The 16,033-nt window shown below is 32.5% G+C and carries 20 protein-coding genes and 1 other annotated feature; of the genes, 1 reads left to right on the forward strand and 19 read right to left on the reverse strand.

The window, feature by feature from the left end:
• Positions 1–146: 146 nt before the first annotated feature.
• The 15 genes from secDF to JG553_RS05445 all read right to left on the reverse strand — a co-directional run bounded on the left by secDF (position 147) and on the right by JG553_RS05445 (position 12,271).
• Positions 147–2,426 carry a protein translocase subunit SecDF gene (gene secDF, locus JG553_RS05375; RefSeq protein ID WP_000749795.1) on the reverse strand — a complete coding sequence of 760 codons (2,280 nt, stop codon included), beginning with the start codon at positions 2,424–2,426 and terminating at the stop codon, positions 147–149.
• A 274-nt stretch (positions 2,427–2,700) separates the two neighbouring features.
• Positions 2,701–2,961: a preprotein translocase subunit YajC gene (gene yajC / locus JG553_RS05380; RefSeq protein WP_001160682.1), complete on the reverse strand. Its 261-nt coding sequence runs from the start codon at positions 2,959–2,961 to the stop codon at positions 2,701–2,703.
• 18 nt (positions 2,962–2,979) lie between these two features.
• On the reverse strand, positions 2,980–4,119 hold the full coding sequence (gene tgt / locus JG553_RS05385; protein WP_001112045.1) for a tRNA guanosine(34) transglycosylase Tgt: 1,140 nt from the start codon (positions 4,117–4,119) through the stop codon (positions 2,980–2,982).
• Between the two features lie 22 nt (positions 4,120–4,141).
• Positions 4,142–5,167, reverse strand: coding sequence for a tRNA preQ1(34) S-adenosylmethionine ribosyltransferase-isomerase QueA (queA, locus tag JG553_RS05390; protein ID WP_001019172.1), 1,026 nt, complete (start codon positions 5,165–5,167; stop codon positions 4,142–4,144).
• A 1-nt stretch (position 5,168) separates the two neighbouring features.
• Entirely contained in the window at positions 5,169–6,173 is a 1,005-nt protein-coding gene (gene ruvB, locus JG553_RS05395) for a Holliday junction branch migration DNA helicase RuvB (protein WP_001005767.1), read from the reverse strand.
• A 31-nt stretch (positions 6,174–6,204) separates the two neighbouring features.
• Positions 6,205–6,807: a Holliday junction branch migration protein RuvA gene (gene ruvA, locus JG553_RS05400; RefSeq protein ID WP_000271547.1), complete on the reverse strand. Its 603-nt coding sequence runs from the start codon at positions 6,805–6,807 to the stop codon at positions 6,205–6,207.
• A gap of 13 nt (positions 6,808–6,820) precedes the next feature.
• Positions 6,821–7,276 (reverse strand): ACT domain-containing protein, encoded by a 456-nt coding sequence (locus tag JG553_RS05405; RefSeq protein ID WP_000368902.1) that lies wholly within the window; start codon positions 7,274–7,276, stop codon positions 6,821–6,823.
• A 12-nt stretch (positions 7,277–7,288) separates the two neighbouring features.
• On the reverse strand, positions 7,289–8,581 hold the full coding sequence (gene obgE, locus JG553_RS05410; RefSeq protein ID WP_000496100.1) for a GTPase ObgE: 1,293 nt from the start codon (positions 8,579–8,581) through the stop codon (positions 7,289–7,291).
• A gap of 354 nt (positions 8,582–8,935) precedes the next feature.
• Positions 8,936–9,220, reverse strand: a complete 285-nt coding sequence (gene rpmA / locus JG553_RS05415; RefSeq protein WP_000916187.1) for a 50S ribosomal protein L27 — start codon at positions 9,218–9,220, stop codon at positions 8,936–8,938.
• Positions 9,221–9,231: 11 nt separating this feature from the next.
• A complete protein-coding gene (locus tag JG553_RS05420) occupies positions 9,232–9,552 on the reverse strand; it encodes a ribosomal-processing cysteine protease Prp (RefSeq protein WP_000633692.1) in 321 nt (106 codons plus the stop codon).
• Between the two features lie 5 nt (positions 9,553–9,557).
• The gene (gene rplU / locus JG553_RS05425) at positions 9,558–9,866 is read right to left on the reverse strand and encodes a 50S ribosomal protein L21 (RefSeq protein WP_000457386.1); all 309 of its coding nucleotides are present in this window, start codon (positions 9,864–9,866) and stop codon (positions 9,558–9,560) included.
• A gap of 12 nt (positions 9,867–9,878) precedes the next feature.
• Positions 9,879–10,006 (reverse strand) — a sequence feature (ribosomal protein L21 leader region).
• 26 nt (positions 10,007–10,032) lie between these two features.
• Positions 10,033–10,563, reverse strand: a complete 531-nt coding sequence (mreD, locus tag JG553_RS05430; RefSeq protein WP_001259925.1) for a rod shape-determining protein MreD — start codon at positions 10,561–10,563, stop codon at positions 10,033–10,035.
• Positions 10,563–11,405 (reverse strand): rod shape-determining protein MreC, encoded by an 843-nt coding sequence (gene mreC, locus JG553_RS05435; protein WP_000911041.1) that lies wholly within the window; start codon positions 11,403–11,405, stop codon positions 10,563–10,565. The genes mreD and mreC overlap by 1 nt, the downstream gene beginning before the upstream one ends.
• Positions 11,406–11,604: 199 nt before the next feature.
• On the reverse strand, positions 11,605–11,724 hold the full coding sequence (locus JG553_RS05440) for a hypothetical protein (RefSeq protein ID WP_000840602.1): 120 nt from the start codon (positions 11,722–11,724) through the stop codon (positions 11,605–11,607).
• A gap of 73 nt (positions 11,725–11,797) precedes the next feature.
• Complete coding sequence (locus tag JG553_RS05445) at positions 11,798–12,271, reverse strand: DUF4930 family protein (RefSeq protein WP_001236735.1); 474 nt, start codon at positions 12,269–12,271, stop codon at positions 11,798–11,800.
• A 159-nt stretch (positions 12,272–12,430) separates the two neighbouring features.
• On the opposite strand from JG553_RS05445, the gene JG553_RS05450 reads away from it, so the two are divergent.
• A complete protein-coding gene (locus JG553_RS05450; RefSeq protein WP_000025835.1) occupies positions 12,431–12,628 on the forward strand; it encodes a hypothetical protein in 198 nt (65 codons plus the stop codon).
• Positions 12,629–12,744: 116 nt separating this feature from the next.
• On the opposite strand, the gene JG553_RS05455 is transcribed toward JG553_RS05450, so the two are convergent.
• The 4 genes from JG553_RS05455 to JG553_RS05470 all read right to left on the reverse strand — a co-directional run bounded on the left by JG553_RS05455 (position 12,745) and on the right by JG553_RS05470 (position 16,028).
• Positions 12,745–13,029: a hypothetical protein gene (locus tag JG553_RS05455; protein ID WP_000171859.1), complete on the reverse strand. Its 285-nt coding sequence runs from the start codon at positions 13,027–13,029 to the stop codon at positions 12,745–12,747.
• A 67-nt stretch (positions 13,030–13,096) separates the two neighbouring features.
• Positions 13,097–13,783 (reverse strand): RadC family protein, encoded by a 687-nt coding sequence (gene radC / locus JG553_RS05460; RefSeq protein WP_000692870.1) that lies wholly within the window; start codon positions 13,781–13,783, stop codon positions 13,097–13,099.
• Positions 13,780–14,487 (reverse strand): prepilin peptidase, encoded by a 708-nt coding sequence (locus tag JG553_RS05465; RefSeq protein ID WP_000261115.1) that lies wholly within the window; start codon positions 14,485–14,487, stop codon positions 13,780–13,782. Before JG553_RS05465 ends, radC begins: the two co-directional genes overlap by 4 nt.
• Before the next feature lie 269 nt (positions 14,488–14,756).
• Positions 14,757–16,028, reverse strand: a complete 1,272-nt coding sequence (locus JG553_RS05470) for a bifunctional folylpolyglutamate synthase/dihydrofolate synthase (RefSeq protein WP_001108346.1) — start codon at positions 16,026–16,028, stop codon at positions 14,757–14,759.
• Positions 16,029–16,033: the final 5 nt, after the last annotated feature.

Consider the following 16,033-nt stretch of genomic DNA (forward strand, 5'->3'; position numbering starts at 1 on the left):
AGCACTTATCTAAATAATCAAGACTTTAATTATACCATTTTTTAAAAATGAATGCGGGAACTTATTTATATATATTTTGTTAAATTTAAATAAAGTAAAAAGCGGTATGTGAACTCTTTATTGTTTCACATACCGCTTAATTCATTTTAAACTAAAATCTTTTCATCGTTCGATTTCTTTTCTTTATATACAACTAATTTGTGTTTCGGCGATTTTTTCAACTGACGTTTTTTCATTATTCCCCATAGCGGAACGGCAATGAAGATTGAAGAGAATACACCAGAAATCAATCCGATAAATAATGCTAAAGTAAAGTTGAATATCGTAGGAGCACCGAAGAATAGTATAGCAACTACTACTACAATAACTGTTAATACTGTATTAATTGAACGTGTCATTGTCTGTCTAATTGATCTATTAACGATATCATCAATTTGTTCTGTTGTCGTAATCACTTTAACCTTTTGTAAGTTTTCACGTACACGGTCAAACGTTACGATTGTATCATTAATTGAATAACCGACAATTGTTAATACAGCGGCGATAAATGTTAAATCTACTTCAATTCTAAATAAACTGAAAATCGCTACTATAATGAATACATCATGTAATAATGCCAATACAGATGAAAGACCCATGCGCCATTCAAATCGTAATGATACATAGATGATGATACCTATCGATGCATAGATTAATGCAAGCATTGCATTTTTTGCTAATTCCTGTCCAATAATTGGTGATACAGTGTTAATTTGAGGTGTGTCACCGAATTTCGATTTAATATTATCACTCAATTTATTATCTTGAGCACGCGTTAAATCGTCTTTAAATTGAACAGTTGCTACTTTATTGTCTTTACCATTGATCTGAATTTGATCCGCTTTAAGTCCACTATCTTTTACAACTTGCTCTACCTTTTGTTGAGTAATTGCTTGTTTAGATTGGAAATCTACGCGTGTACCACTTGAGAAATCAATTCCTAAGTTTAACTTGAAGATATAAAGAATAACTAAACCGACAACTACAATTAAAATACTTACTCCAATTAATGGCTTAGCTAATTTAACAAAATTCCATTTCTCGAATGAAGTTTTAAGGTCATGAACATCTACACCTTCATTAATATCATGTCGTTTATTCTTTTTAACACCAAATAACCAAAATTGATTTTTGAATATATTTGATGAAACAAGTAATGATAATAAGAATCTTGATAAGAACACGGCTGTAACAAAGATCATTAGAATACCTAATAATAACATTGTCGCGAAACCTTTAACTGAACTTTCACCGAAGAAGAATAATACTGCTGCGGCGATAACTGTTGTTAAGTTAGAATCAAAAATTGTTAGGAATGAACTTTTGTTTGCTTTAGAAAAGGCTTGCTTTATCGTTCTACCTATTCGAAGTTCATCCTTAATACGCTCATACATGATAATATTGGCATCTACAGCCATACCTACACCTAATACCAACGCCGCTAATCCTGGTAAAGTTAGAACCCCGGAAATGAAATTAAATGCTACTAACGTTAGATAGATATAAGTTGTCAATGCAATAATCGCTACTAAACCAGGTAATCGGTAGAATCCAAGCATGAATAAATAAATTAATGCTACACCAATAAACGATGCAAACACAGTTTTATCTAATGCATCTTGACCAAATTGGGCACCTACTGAGTTTGAATAAATTTCTTTCAAGTCAACTGGTAAAGAACCTGCATTTAACAATTCGGCGATTTGTTTTGCTTTTTTAACGCCTTCTTGTCCTTTAAATCCACCCGAGATTTCTACGCTATCAGAATTGATTGGTTGATCAACACTTGCTGCAGAAATAAATTTAGGGTTTTTCTTTTGTGCTTCTTTTTTATAGCTGTCACCTTTTTTGAAATCTAACCAAACAACCATGACATTATCACGTTTCTTAGAGATTTCTTCCGTTACTTTTTTAAATTTGTTTTTGTCTTTTACTTTAAAAGTAACTGTAGGCTGGTTTGTTTCCTGTTTAAATTCTTGTTTGGCAGATCCCTGTTTAATATCAGAACCGCTTAATTTTACTTTATCTTCTGCATCGCGAATTGTTAAATTAGCTTGAGAAGATAAAATTTTACGTGCTTCATTCTGGTCTGTTACACCAGCAAGTTGTACTCTAATTCTATTAGGTTCTTCAACTTGAATTTTAGGTTCCGAAACACCTAAAACGTTAACACGATTTTCTAATGTTTGCGCTGTTGATTGTAAGGCTTTTTTATCTATTTTGTCGCCTTTATTTAAAGGATCGACTTGATAAAGCACCTCAAATCCACCTTGCAAATCAAGTCCTAAATTGACATTCTTTATAACACTTTTATAAGTTGCAGCCATTCCGGCAAACAACAATACGACTAAAAGCAAGAACGCAATTATTCTACTACTTTTCTTCACATGAACACCTCATTATTTACGTATGTATTTAGAATACTTGAATACTATTTTATAACGCAAGTTAAATCTTTCTTACAAAATTTATTAGCCTTATACATATTAACATACTAGAGCAGGGAGTAAAAATAGTCATAGATATATTTAATTTAAATTTAACAATTATTATGTATCACAATTTCTTTTTTTGGAATAAAAATAAGCTATTCTACATACTACTTATAACTTAAAAAGGATGAAACGCTATTCGTTTCATCCTTTTTAATACCACTTCTCATTATGAAGGGTCAACTTGTTTAATAGCAGGTTTTTCGAAAGTTAATTCAGTACCATGACCATTAACTGTAATAACAACAGTTGTTTCATCTACTGCTTTAACAGTACCTTTAATACCACCAATAGTTGTAATTCTTTGACCAGATTGAATGTTATTAATCAACTCACGATGCTGTTTCGCACGTTTTTGTTGTGGTCTGATCATCAAGAAATACATAACCGCAAAAATTACGACTATATATATTAGTAATGAAAATTGCATTTTATACGCTCCTCTTGCTTAAAAGTTTTTTGGGTTCTCAACATTTAATCCATATTGCTCGAAGAATTCTTCTTTGAAATCTAAAAGACGATCTTCTCGAATGGCTTGTCTTATATCTTCCATTAATTTTAGCAGAAAATGTAAATTATGAATAGTAGTAAGACGAATACCAAAAGTTTCCTCTGCCTTGATTAAATGACGTATATACGCTCTTGAATAGTTTTGACATGTATAACAGTCACAATTCTCATCTAACGGTCTTAAATCATCTGCAAATTTTGCATTTTTAATAACTAAACGACCTTGCGATGTCATACAAGTACCATTTCTGGCAATACGTGTCGGTAAGACACAATCAAACATATCCATGCCGCGAATACTACATTCGATTAACGCATCTGGAGATCCTACACCCATTAAATATCTTGGTTTATCTTTAGGCATAAACTGCTCTGTATGTTCAACCATTTTATACATAACCGGTTTAGGTTCACCAACTGACAAACCGCCGATTGCATAACCAGGAAAATCTAATTCTACTAAATCCTTTGCACTTTGTTCTCTTAAATCTTCATATTCGCCACCTTGTATAATGCCGAACAATGCTTGATCTTCAGGTCTTTGGTGTGCATCTAGACATCTTTTCGCCCAACGTGTTGTACGTTCAATAGATTTTTTTACATAATCATATTCAGCAGGCATCGGTGGACATTCATCAAATGCCATCATAATATCAGATCCTAAATCATTTTGAATTTGCATTGATTTCTCAGGACTCAAAAATAATTTAGACCCATTAGTATGATGTCTAAATTCCACGCCTTCTTCTGTAATTTTACGTAAATTACTTAAACTAAACACTTGGAAACCGCCTGAATCTGTAAGAATCGGACCATCCCAATTCATGAATTTATGTAATCCCCCAGCGTGTTTGATAATATCATTTCCGGGTTGTAACCACAAATGATATGTGTTGCCCAAAATGATTTTTGCTTCAATTTGTCTTAACTCTTCTGGACTCATTGTTTTAACGGTTGCTTTAGTACCAACTGGCATAAACATAGGTGTTTCAAATGAACCGTGTGGTGTGTGCACGATACCTAAACGCGCACCTGATTGTTTACAAGTTTTAATGTGTTCGTATGTTACTGCAGGCATATTCAAAATCCTCACATTCTTTTTATATAATTAACATTGCATCGCCAAAACTAAAGAATCTATATTCTAAATTTACTGCCGTTTTATAAGCATTCAGAACATTTTCACGACTACTAAACGCTGATACTAGCATAACTAATGTTGATTTTGGTAAATGAAAATTAGTAATCTGGCCATCAATTGCTTTAAAATCAAATCCTGGATAAATAAATATATTAGTCCAGCCACTCGTTTCAACAAATTTATCATGATCGCGTCGAATTGTTTCAAGTGTACGTGTTGAAGTTGTACCAACTGATATAATGCGATGTCCTTTGGACTTAGTATCATTTAATAAATCAGCTGTTTCTTGTGTCATTTGATAATATTCACTATGCATTTCGTGGTCATTCACATCGTCTACGCTCACCGGTCTAAACGTACCTAACCCAACATGTAATGTAACAAATGCGATATTAACACCTTTATTTTTAATTTCAATTAATAACTCATCAGTAAAATGTAATCCTGCTGTTGGTGCTGCCGCTGAACCACTTTCTTTAGCGTAAACTGTTTGATAACGATCTGGATCATCTAAACGTTCTTTGATGTATGGTGGCAGTGGCATTTCCCCTAATTCATCTAATCTTTCTTGTAAAATACCTTCATAATGTAAACGCATGATGCGTCCACCTTGATCCATTTCTTTTATGCATTCAGCTATAATTTTGCCATTACCAAAATTCAATTTATTACCAACTTTAATACGCTTAGCTGGTTTCAGTAAGACTTCCCAATCATTACCTTCAATTTGAGTTAACATTAACATTTCAACTTTTGCACCAGTTTCTTCTTTTAAACCAAAAAGTCTAGCTGGCATTACTCGCGTATCGTTAAGCACTAATGTATCACCAGGTCTAAAATACTCAATGATATCTTTGAAATGTAAATGTTTCATTTCACCAGTTTCTCTATCCATGACTAATAAACGACTATGATCACGATCTTTTAAAGGCGTTTGAGCAATTAATGATTCTGGTAAGTCATAGTCAAATTCTTCAATATTCACGTTATTCTCTCTCCTCATTCGACTTTGCAAAATGTTCATAAGCTAATGGTGTTGCTTTTCTGCCACGTGGCGTACGTTCTAAAAAGCCTTTCTGAATAAGAAATGGCTCATAAACGTCCTCAATTGTAATACGTTCTTCACCAATTGTTACGGCAATCGTATCTAAACCAACAGGTCCGCCATTATACTGCTTAATAATACAGTTCATCATTTTATGATCAATGTAATCTAGTCCGTGTTGATCAACTTGAAGTAAACCTAATGCGTGCTTCGTTGTTTCAATGTATATTTGTTCATCTTCATTCACTTGCTGGAAGTCTCTTACCCGCTTCAATAGTCGATTTGCTACTCTTGGAGTCCCTCTAGAACGTTTAGCAAGTTCAATGGCACTTTCTTCATCAATACCTGTGCCTAAAACCTCAGCTGTTCTAATAATGATTTCTTTTAAATCTGATTCGTTATAATATTCTAATCTTAAGTGCACACCAAATCGATCCCTTAGTGGACCTGTTAAGCTGCCAGCTCGCGTTGTTGCACCTACCAAAGTGAATGGAGGTAAGTCGATACGGATACTTCTAGCCTCATCGCCTTTACCAATGATAATATCTAAAAAGAAATCTTCCATTGCAGGGTATAACACTTCTTCAACAACACTACTCAGTCTGTGTATTTCATCAATAAACAAAACATCTCCAGGTTGAAGTCCTGATAAAATTGCAGCCAAATCACCAGGTCTTTCTAATGAAGGCCCTGATACTGTACGTATATTAACTTCCATTTCATTGGCAATGATATTAGATAATGTTGTCTTACCTAATCCAGGGGGGCCAAAAAGCAATACATGATCTAATGGTTCATGACGAAGTTTAGCCGCTTTAATAAATACTTCTAAATTACTTTTTATTGAATTTTGACCAATATATTGTCGTAATCTCGTAGGTCTAAGCGACAATTCGAAATCAGTTTCTTCACTATGCATTGATTGATCAACCATACGCTCATTCATGACAACACTTCCCCTATTAATCTATTTAAAATTAAGATACAACTAATTGAAGACCTGCCTTAACAGCTTCATCAACTGAGTCATATTTATTTTTATTTAACGTTTTCTCAACTTTTGCAAGCTCTCGTTTAGAATAACCTAATGCTTCTAACGCTAACATTGCTTCTTGCACGAATTGATCTTGCACCGTCGAAGTAGCGTCTACTTGTAATAATGAATCGCTATCTTCTTCAGTAATTTTCACTTTACCTTTTAAATCTAAGACAATCTGTCTTGCCGTTTTCTTACCAATTCCTGGGAATTTAGTTAAATACGTATCATTTTCATTTTCAATGGCACGTTTTACTTCATTAGGCGTACTTGTCGCTAAAATAGCTAAAGCTGATTTCGGACCAATACCAGTAACTTTAATTAAACTCAAGAACATATCTTTCTCTTCTTCACTACTAAATCCATACAATAATTGTGCATCTTCACGAACAATTAAAGATGTATGAATTAAAACTTCATGATCTAGATGCTTTTGAAAACGATAAGAATTTGGTGTTTGAATTTCATAACCAACACCAGCAGTTTCAACAACTACGTGTGTAGGATATAAATGTGTTAACTTACCTTTGACATACGCGTACATTATAGGCACATCCTTACATACTCATACTAATTAATTCTACTTTTGATACATAATCTAAATTTCTCAAAGCGCCAATAACATCTTCTACTGAAGTTTCTTTAGATTTAGCATTCAGTGATAATGTTATTGTTGCTTTTTCTTCCATTGGAATACTTTGATGAATCGTTAATACAGATAGTTCTAACTTTGATATAACATCTAGTACACGTGCCAACATACCAACAATATCAGTTACATATAAAATTAATGTAAATTCTCGATGGTCAAGCATTTTATCGTCTACTGGAAATATCGTTTCTCTATATTTATAAAAAGCACTTCTAGATAGATCAAACTGTTTAACGGCATCATAAATGGACAATGTCGGATCACTTTTTAAGGCATCTTTAATCTTCAATGTTTTAACCACGGATTCAGGCAAGACATCTTCTCTAATTAAATAAAACTTTTTATAATCTTTATTGTCCATCATGTTTCGCTCCTATTCAACGAATTCAAATTCTCCGCCAAGAATTCTAACGATATCACCATTTTTACAACCACGTTCTCTAAGCGCATCATCAATACCCATCGAACGCATTTGACGAGCAAATCGACGTACTGCTGGATCACTGTTAAAGTCAGTCATTTTAAACATTCTTTCAATAGCATTACCACTTACCACATAAGCACCATCATCATCTCTTGAAATTGTAAATTTATCTTGTGACGGTGTATGTTTATATAATACTCGGTTAATGCCAACTGACTCCTCTTCTTCAACTGTGAAGTCAACATCTTTATATTCTTCTAATTTATCTGCTATTGCATATAATAATTGATCAATATTATCACGCGTTATTGTTGAAACTGGAATAACTGGCACATCTTCGCCAATTTCTTCTTTAAACAAGTTTAAATTATCTTGTGATTCAGGTAAATCCATCTTGTTAGCTACTACGATTTGAGGTCTATCTTCTAAACGTTGCTCGTACGCAGCTAATTCTTGATTAATGACTTTATAATCTTCAATAGGTTCTCTACCTTCAGAACCGCTCATATCAATCATGTGAACAATAACTTTTGTTCTCTCTACATGTCTTAAAAATTGATGTCCTAATCCAACGCCATCAGATGCACCTTCAATTAAACCTGGTAAATCTGCCATAACAAAACTACGTTGATCAGGCGTTGAAACAACACCTAGATTTGGTTTAATCGTTGTAAAATGATATGCCCCAATTTTAGGCTTAGCTTTTGAAACGATAGATAATAAAGTCGATTTACCCACACTAGGGAAACCTACTAATCCTACATCAGCTAATAATTTCAATTCTAAAGATACATCTAATTCCTCACCTGGTTCACCTTTTTCACTGAAGTCAGGTGCAGGGTTTCTAGGTGTTGCAAAACGTGAATTACCTCGGCCACCTCGACCGCCCTTCGCTACTACAGCTCTTTGACCATCTTCAACAAGATCTGCTAACACTTCGTCTGTTTCAACATTTTTAATAATTGTACCAGGTGGAACTTTTAATACTAAATCTTCCGCATTTTTACCATGCATATTACTACTTTGGCCATTTTCACCTTTGCTTGCTTTAAAATGACGTTGATATCTAAAATCTAATAACGTTCTTAAACCTTCATCCACTTCAAATACGACTGAAGCACCTTTACCACCGTCACCGCCAGCTGGTCCACCAAATGGTACATATTTTTCTCTTCTGTATGCGGTAATACCATTACCACCATCACCGGCTTTAAGAGATATTTTGACTTGATCGACAAACATATATCTCACCTCTTTTACATATAATTTTCATTTTCCCAATAATTATAGCATATTAGAGCCCCTTATATATTGTAAATAATTAGGGGCTCTTATGCAGTTACTTTTATAAATCTTTGCTTTAAAATACTTATATTTCTCAGCACCAATTGTGGTACAGTTTATTCTTTAAACGCTGCAACTGTATTCCTTTGTCCCCCTTATAGTTTAGTGATTAGGGGCTCTTATACAGTTGCACATTTAGTATAACGTCTAAAATTCCCATTTTTTAATAACATAATGAAAATAATAATGAAAAACATTTTATAAAAAGTAAAAAACACCAGAAGATTCACTTCTGGTGTTAACTAGACAAAATTATTCAGCTACTGCATATACAGAAACTTGTTTTTTGTCGCGACCTTTACGTTCGAATTTAACAACGCCGTCGATTTTAGCGAATAATGTATCATCGCCACCACGACCTACATTTTCACCAGGGTAAATTTTAGTACCACGTTGGCGATATAAAATTGAACCACCTGTTACGAATTGACCGTCAGCACGTTTAGCACCTAAGCGTTTTGATTCAGAGTCACGTCCGTTTTTTGTAGAACTTACCCCTTTTTTAGATGCGAAGAATTGTAAGTTTAATTTTAACATCGGAATGCACCTCACTTATAATTTAATCTAATATTCTCATTATATTCTTCTTCAATAGTTTGTAAAGACACAAGCATTGTTTGAAGAATTAGTTGCGCTTCATCGTTGTTTGTATCAACGCTTCTTATATGAAAATGACCACCATTGTCGTCATAATTGATATCTGGTCTCTCAGATGTCAATCCTATAATCGCATTAACACTACCAAACAATACAGCTGAAGCTCCAGCACAAACGATATCATGACCATATTCACCATGGTCAGCATGGCCATCCATAATAACGTCTGTTACTTTGCCTTCATCATTAACTGTAATATCAACAGTAATCATAATAATTACGCGTTGATTTTATCGATTGTTAATTTAGTGTATGGTTGACGATGGCCTTTTTTACGTTTTGAATTTTTACGACGTTTGTATGTGAATACAGTGATTTTTTTACCGCGACCTTGTTTATTAACAGTAGCAGTAACTGTTGCACCTTCAACTGTTGGCGCTCCAACTTTAACTGAATCTCCACCTACAAATAATACTTTATCAAATGTAAAAGTATCTCCTTCGTTTACGTCTAATTTTTCAACGAAGATTTCTTGACCTTCTTCTACTTTGATTTGTTTTCCACCTGTTTCAATAATAGCAAACATACTTTGCACCTCCTGTATAATAAGTCACGCCATACATAGGTGACATTTCGTTATTGAGTCAAGCGTTTGCACTCTGTGGGAAAATCGCTTTCTTCATTAAAAATGTTCTTGAACCTATATTTGAGCGGTTGTATGTAGCTACTTATAACTACTCAACTATTGCATCTTACCATTGACGACGTTTCATGTCAATGTCATTGTTTGTTTTTTTAAGGAACTTTATAATCAACGGATAAAGCATAATCAACAGTACAAAATTCATAATTAATGTTGGCAATAATCTAAAGACTACAAAATGAATAATATCAAATTGAATGAATCCTAACATACCGTATATTAATGCCACATAGACTTCTAATAATAAGGTGCTGGCTAATATAATAATGAATAACATCGAATGATCTTTGTAAAAAATTTTAAAGAATCGATCTATAAGTGCTAAAAACAATATATAGCCAAATAAGTACACTCCATAAATACTACCAAAGTATACATCAGTCATTACGCCTAAAAATATGCTGAGCAATAATGATACGCCAAAGCCACGATACACTACCATCATTAAAATATACATAAATGTAAGGTGTGGTACAAATACAAGTTCAAACTTACCTATGTGCATTGGAATAAGAAGCCCAATTGCAGTATCTATATAAAATAGTAAAATACCTATCAAAAAATAATACAGTGTACGCATTATTTATCCCTGCTTTCATCATCAGGAATTGTTTTAGGATCTCTTTTTGCAACATAAACATGACTCAAATCTGTTAAGTCCGCACCAGTCTTAACCCTAACTTCTTTAGCTAAGCCGTATTGATCATTTTGAACCTTAGTCACTTCTCCTATATATAAATTACTTGGTAGTTGATCAGCTAATCCACTTGTAACGACTTTATCACCTTTTGAGATATTATCTCTATTATTAATGTCACTAATTACAAGTTCTGAGTTCTTTTCATCATAACGATCAATTAAACCAAATATATTTTTAGAACCGTGTTGTATATTTACAGATAATTTACCCGCACGTGTATTAGTTGAGATTAAATCAACTTGTGAAGAAAATTTATTAACTTTAGTAACTCTTCCAACAAAACCTTGTGATGTCATCACAGCCATATTTGAAGTTATACCTGATTTAGATCCCTTATCAATTACAATTGTATTCATCCACTGATCCGGATTTCTTGCCAAAACCGTAGTAGAAATAGGATCAAATTTTGAAATATCTTTTAAATCAAGCTCTTTTTTTAATTTTTCATTTTCCGCTTCTAATTGTTGGTTCTTAGATTCTAACTGGCTAATCTTATTTTTAGATTCTTTAGAATCTCCTTTTTTAAAAAAGTCCCCAATCGTACCAGCAACAAAATTAACTGGATAACTCACAACTCGTTGTCCAAAAGACACAGAATCACCTATATATTGTTCAGGAGGTGATTGAGATTGTGAACGTATGGACAGCCCAATTAATGCAATAAAAACGATAATTGCACATAAAACAACAATTAATTTGTTATTTTTAAAAAACTTAAGCACCCAGAACACCTCTATTATGTCAAAATATTGTATATCCTTTTCTATTTTATATTACTCCCATTATGAAATAAAGCACTAACTACGAATTACTTTGAAAATGAACAACTCCGTAAAAAATTTGTGGCATTTTAAAAACAAAAAAACTACTAGCAAACATTCCAGTCACTAGTAGTTTAAATAATCGATTTAAATTTTAAAATTATTTGTTTGTATCGTTCGAGGATTCACTGTTCGAATTCTGAAGTTGTCTCCAACGTGCGAATAAGTTCTGGGCCTTTTGTTGTTCATTAGCTTGTTTCTGTTTTGATTGTTCTGCCATTTGAACTACACCAACCTTTTAAATTTATTCTAGTGACAGGATAACTAAAATATATTTCTTATGCAATAATTTCCTATTGATAAGCATTTTCAGATTTTAGTTGTAAATTTTGCCCTAATTCATTTAAGTCTTGTTGCATTTCAAATTCAGTATTGTAAACACGCATTGACTCATCTCCAAATTTATAAAGAATAAATTCGTCTCCTCTTTGACCTATAATATATTGATCATTATAAGCCATGCGATTCATTCCAGACACAGCCATAAACTCTTGTTTATCTATCATTTTAAATACATTTTTAATTTGGCTTAATGGTACATTCTTTATTAAATCATTTTCTTTTAATGAATATTTCTCACCACTTACATAAACATGTTGGGCATCATTAGTGGGTTGCGTAACTTGATTCATTTGATCATTATCGTGATTTACAGGATTCCAATCTTGTTCTTTTAAAAAAGGTGCGTATTTCAAGGCGATATAAACAATTATCACAATTGCTATTACTGCTATAATGTTTTTAATCATACTAAATATCAATCTCATAGTTCGCCTCCAATGTCTTCATCTAATTATATATTTTATTATGTATATTTTCCTCAGTCTTCAGCCTTAATCATGATATATCTTAGGACTGATGCACGTTCATTTAAAATAGCTTATAATTTTGTTATGATTTAAAAGCGTATTAGGAGGTTTGTAGCATTGAGTATACTAACAATTATTTTAATAGCACTATTAGTCATCCTCCTTTTTAGAGTTGGACTTTCTATTTTGCGATTTTTAATTTATGTCGGACTTGTTTTATTATGTATTTACTTAGGATATCAAGGTTTAATTTGGTTGCTCGATTTTTTTCAAATAAATAGTGGATTTTTACCGCACTTTCAATTTAACAATTAAATTTATTCTGCATAACAAAACTCCTAATGTACTAGTTTAGAATTTTTTAACTAGTTCCACATTAGGAGTTTTAGTTTGTTTTCAAGCACGGATACTACTTGATGAACAGATTACTATTACTTACGCCCAAATGCGTTAGATAAAAATCGTATCAGCGCGTAGCTACCACTTAGTAAAAGGCCCCAAACGATTCCAGTAAAAATTGAGCCAATTGCTACACTTAATAAAGGAAAAGCTTGTTTCGTAACGATTACACCTGCTAACGCGGTTACTAAAATACCTAACGTAGATAAAGCTAATGTTATTAAAAGATTGCGCTTTGTTACAGGTTCATTTTTAATATTTAACTGCATGGTATAAACCATTGGCACGAGAACCCCGATAATAATAAATAGAGTCACTATTTTTCCTCCAATGAAAGTACTTCGTAGGTATTATACACAAGATACGTCATTAATTCTATCAACTTCAATCATTTTCATCAAAGTAACCCGCTTCTACAAGACTGGTAAATCTATTATCACCGATTATAATATGATCCAATAAATCTATCCCTAAAATCAAACCACACTCCTTCAACCTCATTGTTGTTATGATATCTTCTTGTGAGGGCGTTACATCACCGGATGGATGATTATGAACTGCGATGATTGCATTGGCATTTTCTCTCACCGCAATACTAAAAATTTCACGTGGATGTACAATCGAACTATTTAATGTACCTTTAAAAACACAGGTTTCTTTAATCACTACATTTTTTGAATTTAACAATAAAATGACAAAATGTTCTTGTGTTAAATCTTTCATTGTTGGAATCATATAATCAGCAACATCACTTGGTTGCGTTATTTTTATACGATTATTTTCAGCTCTTCTCCCCATCCTTTCCCCTAACTCAAATGCTGCTTTTAAAGTAATTGCTTTTTGTAATCCAATCCCTTTAACTTTTATCAAATCGTTAATTGAAGATTTTTTCAATTCATTCAGATTCGAAGCAGATTTAAGCAGTTCATTACTAATGTCTATGCTCGAGAATCCTTTTCTTCCGGTGTTAATTAATATAGCTAATAATTCTGTATTCGAAAGACTTTTTGCACCATGGCTTAACAAACGTTCTCTTGGCATTTCTGAAGTTACCATTTCTTTAATTTTCAAAAATATACGCCTCCTAAAAATTGATGGATATCATTATAAAAAAGTGAATTGATAAAAAAGGAAATAAATATAAATGGAACAAGGGGTAATAGTTTAATCGGCTTAAATATCATGGTAATTAAAGCAACTAAACCAGCAATGACAAATGTAAATAAAATGACATAAATAGTGAATTGGAGAGGGAAAAACAAAGAAAGTGCAGATATTAGTAAAACGTCACCATAACCAATATATGCCCGAAATAAAAAGTAGAATATATGCGTGGTCATACTAATAATGATAAAAGCTACTGGATAAATCATACTTAACGAGAGAGAAACGATACAATAAATTATAATTAAGCGACAATCTAACATTAAAGAAGTGATATCGGTCATAGTAAAAATAAGCAGAAAAACATATGTAGTTATAAATAGCGTAGCATTTACGTATGTGAAATCATACTTAATAAAGACGATAGGTATTAAAGCAAAGGTTTCCCCTAAGAAATGTGTTAGGGAAATACGCTTTCGACAGTTTCGACATCGCCCTTTTAATAATAAAAAACTAATAATCGGCATTAATTCATACCATTTGAGTGACGAATTACAATAATCACATTTCGATCTTCTATGTAAATAATCAAATGACGTTTCTTCTATAGATATAAATTGATATAGAAAACTAAAAATACAACTGCAACTATAAGATAACAATACTACCAAATGACAACCTCCTTATGTAAATTATAGTTAGTTATTACCAAAATGTAAATATACACTATTTTTCAAGAATTGAACCGCTTTTTCATTTAAATTTTTCAATATTGCTAAGCATAATTGATGGATACTTTAACAACCCATTACTGCTCGGCAAAATTAATAATGGCAAGAAATTGAACCTTATAAACACATACGATTTAGAGCATAAAAAATAACCATGAAGCTCTACCTATTGATTAAATAGATTCTTCATGGCTATTTTAGTTTTAGTTTTATAATGCTTCAAAGTCTAATTTTGATTTAACTTCACTTATGAAATACAGACTACCGGTAATTACTAATGTATCACCTTGATAATTTTTTATAAATTCAACGTAGTCATCTACTAATTGTATTTCATCATTTTCAATACTACCTACAATTTCTTCTTTGCGTAACGCTTTCGGAAAATCAAATTCAGTTGCATAAAACGTATGCGCAATTAAACTTAAATGTTTGACCATCTCGTTAATCGGTTTTCCGTTTATTGCTGAGAACAAAATATCTACTTTTTCTTTATCATGGTACTGTTTAATTGTATCAATTAGAGCATCTATACTCTCTGAATTATGTGCGCCATCCAAAATGATTAAAGGTTTGTCATGCACCTGCTCAATACGTCCAGTCCAACGAACTGATTCAATACCGTCTATCATCTTATTGAAATCTAATTCAATTAATCCTTGTTCATTTAATTCAATAAGAGCTGTTATGGCTAATGCAGCATTTTGTTTCTGATGTTCACCTAACATGCTTAAAATGATTGTTTCTAATTCATAATCTTTATAACGGTAAGTAAATTCATCATTTTGCGATACAACAACAATTTCTCTATCTAATTCAATTGGCTTTGCATGTTGTTCAATTGCGCGTTCACGAACATATTTTAATGCATCTTCATTTTTAACAGCATATATCACTGGAACGTTAGGCTTTATAATCGCGCCTTTATCCCTAGCAATATCTAGATAAGTACCACCTAAAATATCTGTATGGTCTAGACCGATACTAGTTAAGATTGATAAAACCGGTGTAAAGACATTTGTCGAATCGTTCTTTATACCCAATCCAGCCTCAACAATGACAAAATCAACAGGATGTATTTCACCAAAATATAAAAACATCATCGCTGTGATTATTTCGAATTCAGTTGCAACACCTAAATCTGTTTCACGTTCCATCATTTCACTTACTGGTTTAATACGTGATACTAATTCTACAATAGCGTCATTTGATATTGGCACACCATTTAGACTAATTCGTTCATTAAATGTTTCAATAAACGGCGACGTAAATGTACCTACTTCATAACCATTTTCAACTAAAGCTGTTCTAAGGTAAGCAACTGTAGAGCCTTTACCATTTGTGCCACCTACATGAATACCCTTAATGTTATTTTGAGGATTATTAAATTGTGCTAGCATCCATTCCATACGTTTAACACCTGGTTTGATGCCAAATTTAGTTCTTTCGTGTATCCAATACAAGCTCTCTAGGTAATTCATTGTTA

Source organism: Staphylococcus sp. T93 (genome assembly GCF_016743875.1).
GTDB classification, from domain to species: Bacteria; Bacillota; Bacilli; order Staphylococcales; family Staphylococcaceae; genus Staphylococcus; species Staphylococcus aureus.

Coding starts and splice junctions, on each gene's coding strand:
- mreD (WP_001259925.1), bottom strand. CDS start 10,563: ATGCGTACACTGTATTATTTTTTGATAGGTATTTTACTATTTTATATA.
- JG553_RS05405 (WP_000368902.1), bottom strand. CDS start 7,276: ATGGACAATAAAGATTATAAAAAGTTTTATTTAATTAGAGAAGATGTC.
- JG553_RS05445 (WP_001236735.1), bottom strand. CDS start 12,271: ATGAGATTGATATTTAGTATGATTAAAAACATTATAGCAGTAATAGCA.
- rpmA (WP_000916187.1), bottom strand. CDS start 9,220: ATGTTAAAATTAAACTTACAATTCTTCGCATCTAAAAAAGGGGTAAGT.
- rplU (WP_000457386.1), bottom strand. CDS start 9,866: ATGTTTGCTATTATTGAAACAGGTGGAAAACAAATCAAAGTAGAAGAA.
- ruvA (WP_000271547.1), bottom strand. CDS start 6,807: ATGTACGCGTATGTCAAAGGTAAGTTAACACATTTATATCCTACACAC.
- JG553_RS05470 (WP_001108346.1), bottom strand. CDS start 16,028: ATGAATTACCTAGAGAGCTTGTATTGGATACACGAAAGAACTAAATTT.
- tgt (WP_001112045.1), bottom strand. CDS start 4,119: ATGCCTGCAGTAACATACGAACACATTAAAACTTGTAAACAATCAGGT.
- yajC (WP_001160682.1), bottom strand. CDS start 2,961: ATGCAATTTTCATTACTAATATATATAGTCGTAATTTTTGCGGTTATG.
- obgE (WP_000496100.1), bottom strand. CDS start 8,581: ATGTTTGTCGATCAAGTCAAAATATCTCTTAAAGCCGGTGATGGTGGT.
- ruvB (WP_001005767.1), bottom strand. CDS start 6,173: ATGAATGAGCGTATGGTTGATCAATCAATGCATAGTGAAGAAACTGAT.
- JG553_RS05440 (WP_000840602.1), bottom strand. CDS start 11,724: ATGGCAGAACAATCAAAACAGAAACAAGCTAATGAACAACAAAAGGCC.
- JG553_RS05420 (WP_000633692.1), bottom strand. CDS start 9,552: ATGATTACTGTTGATATTACAGTTAATGATGAAGGCAAAGTAACAGAC.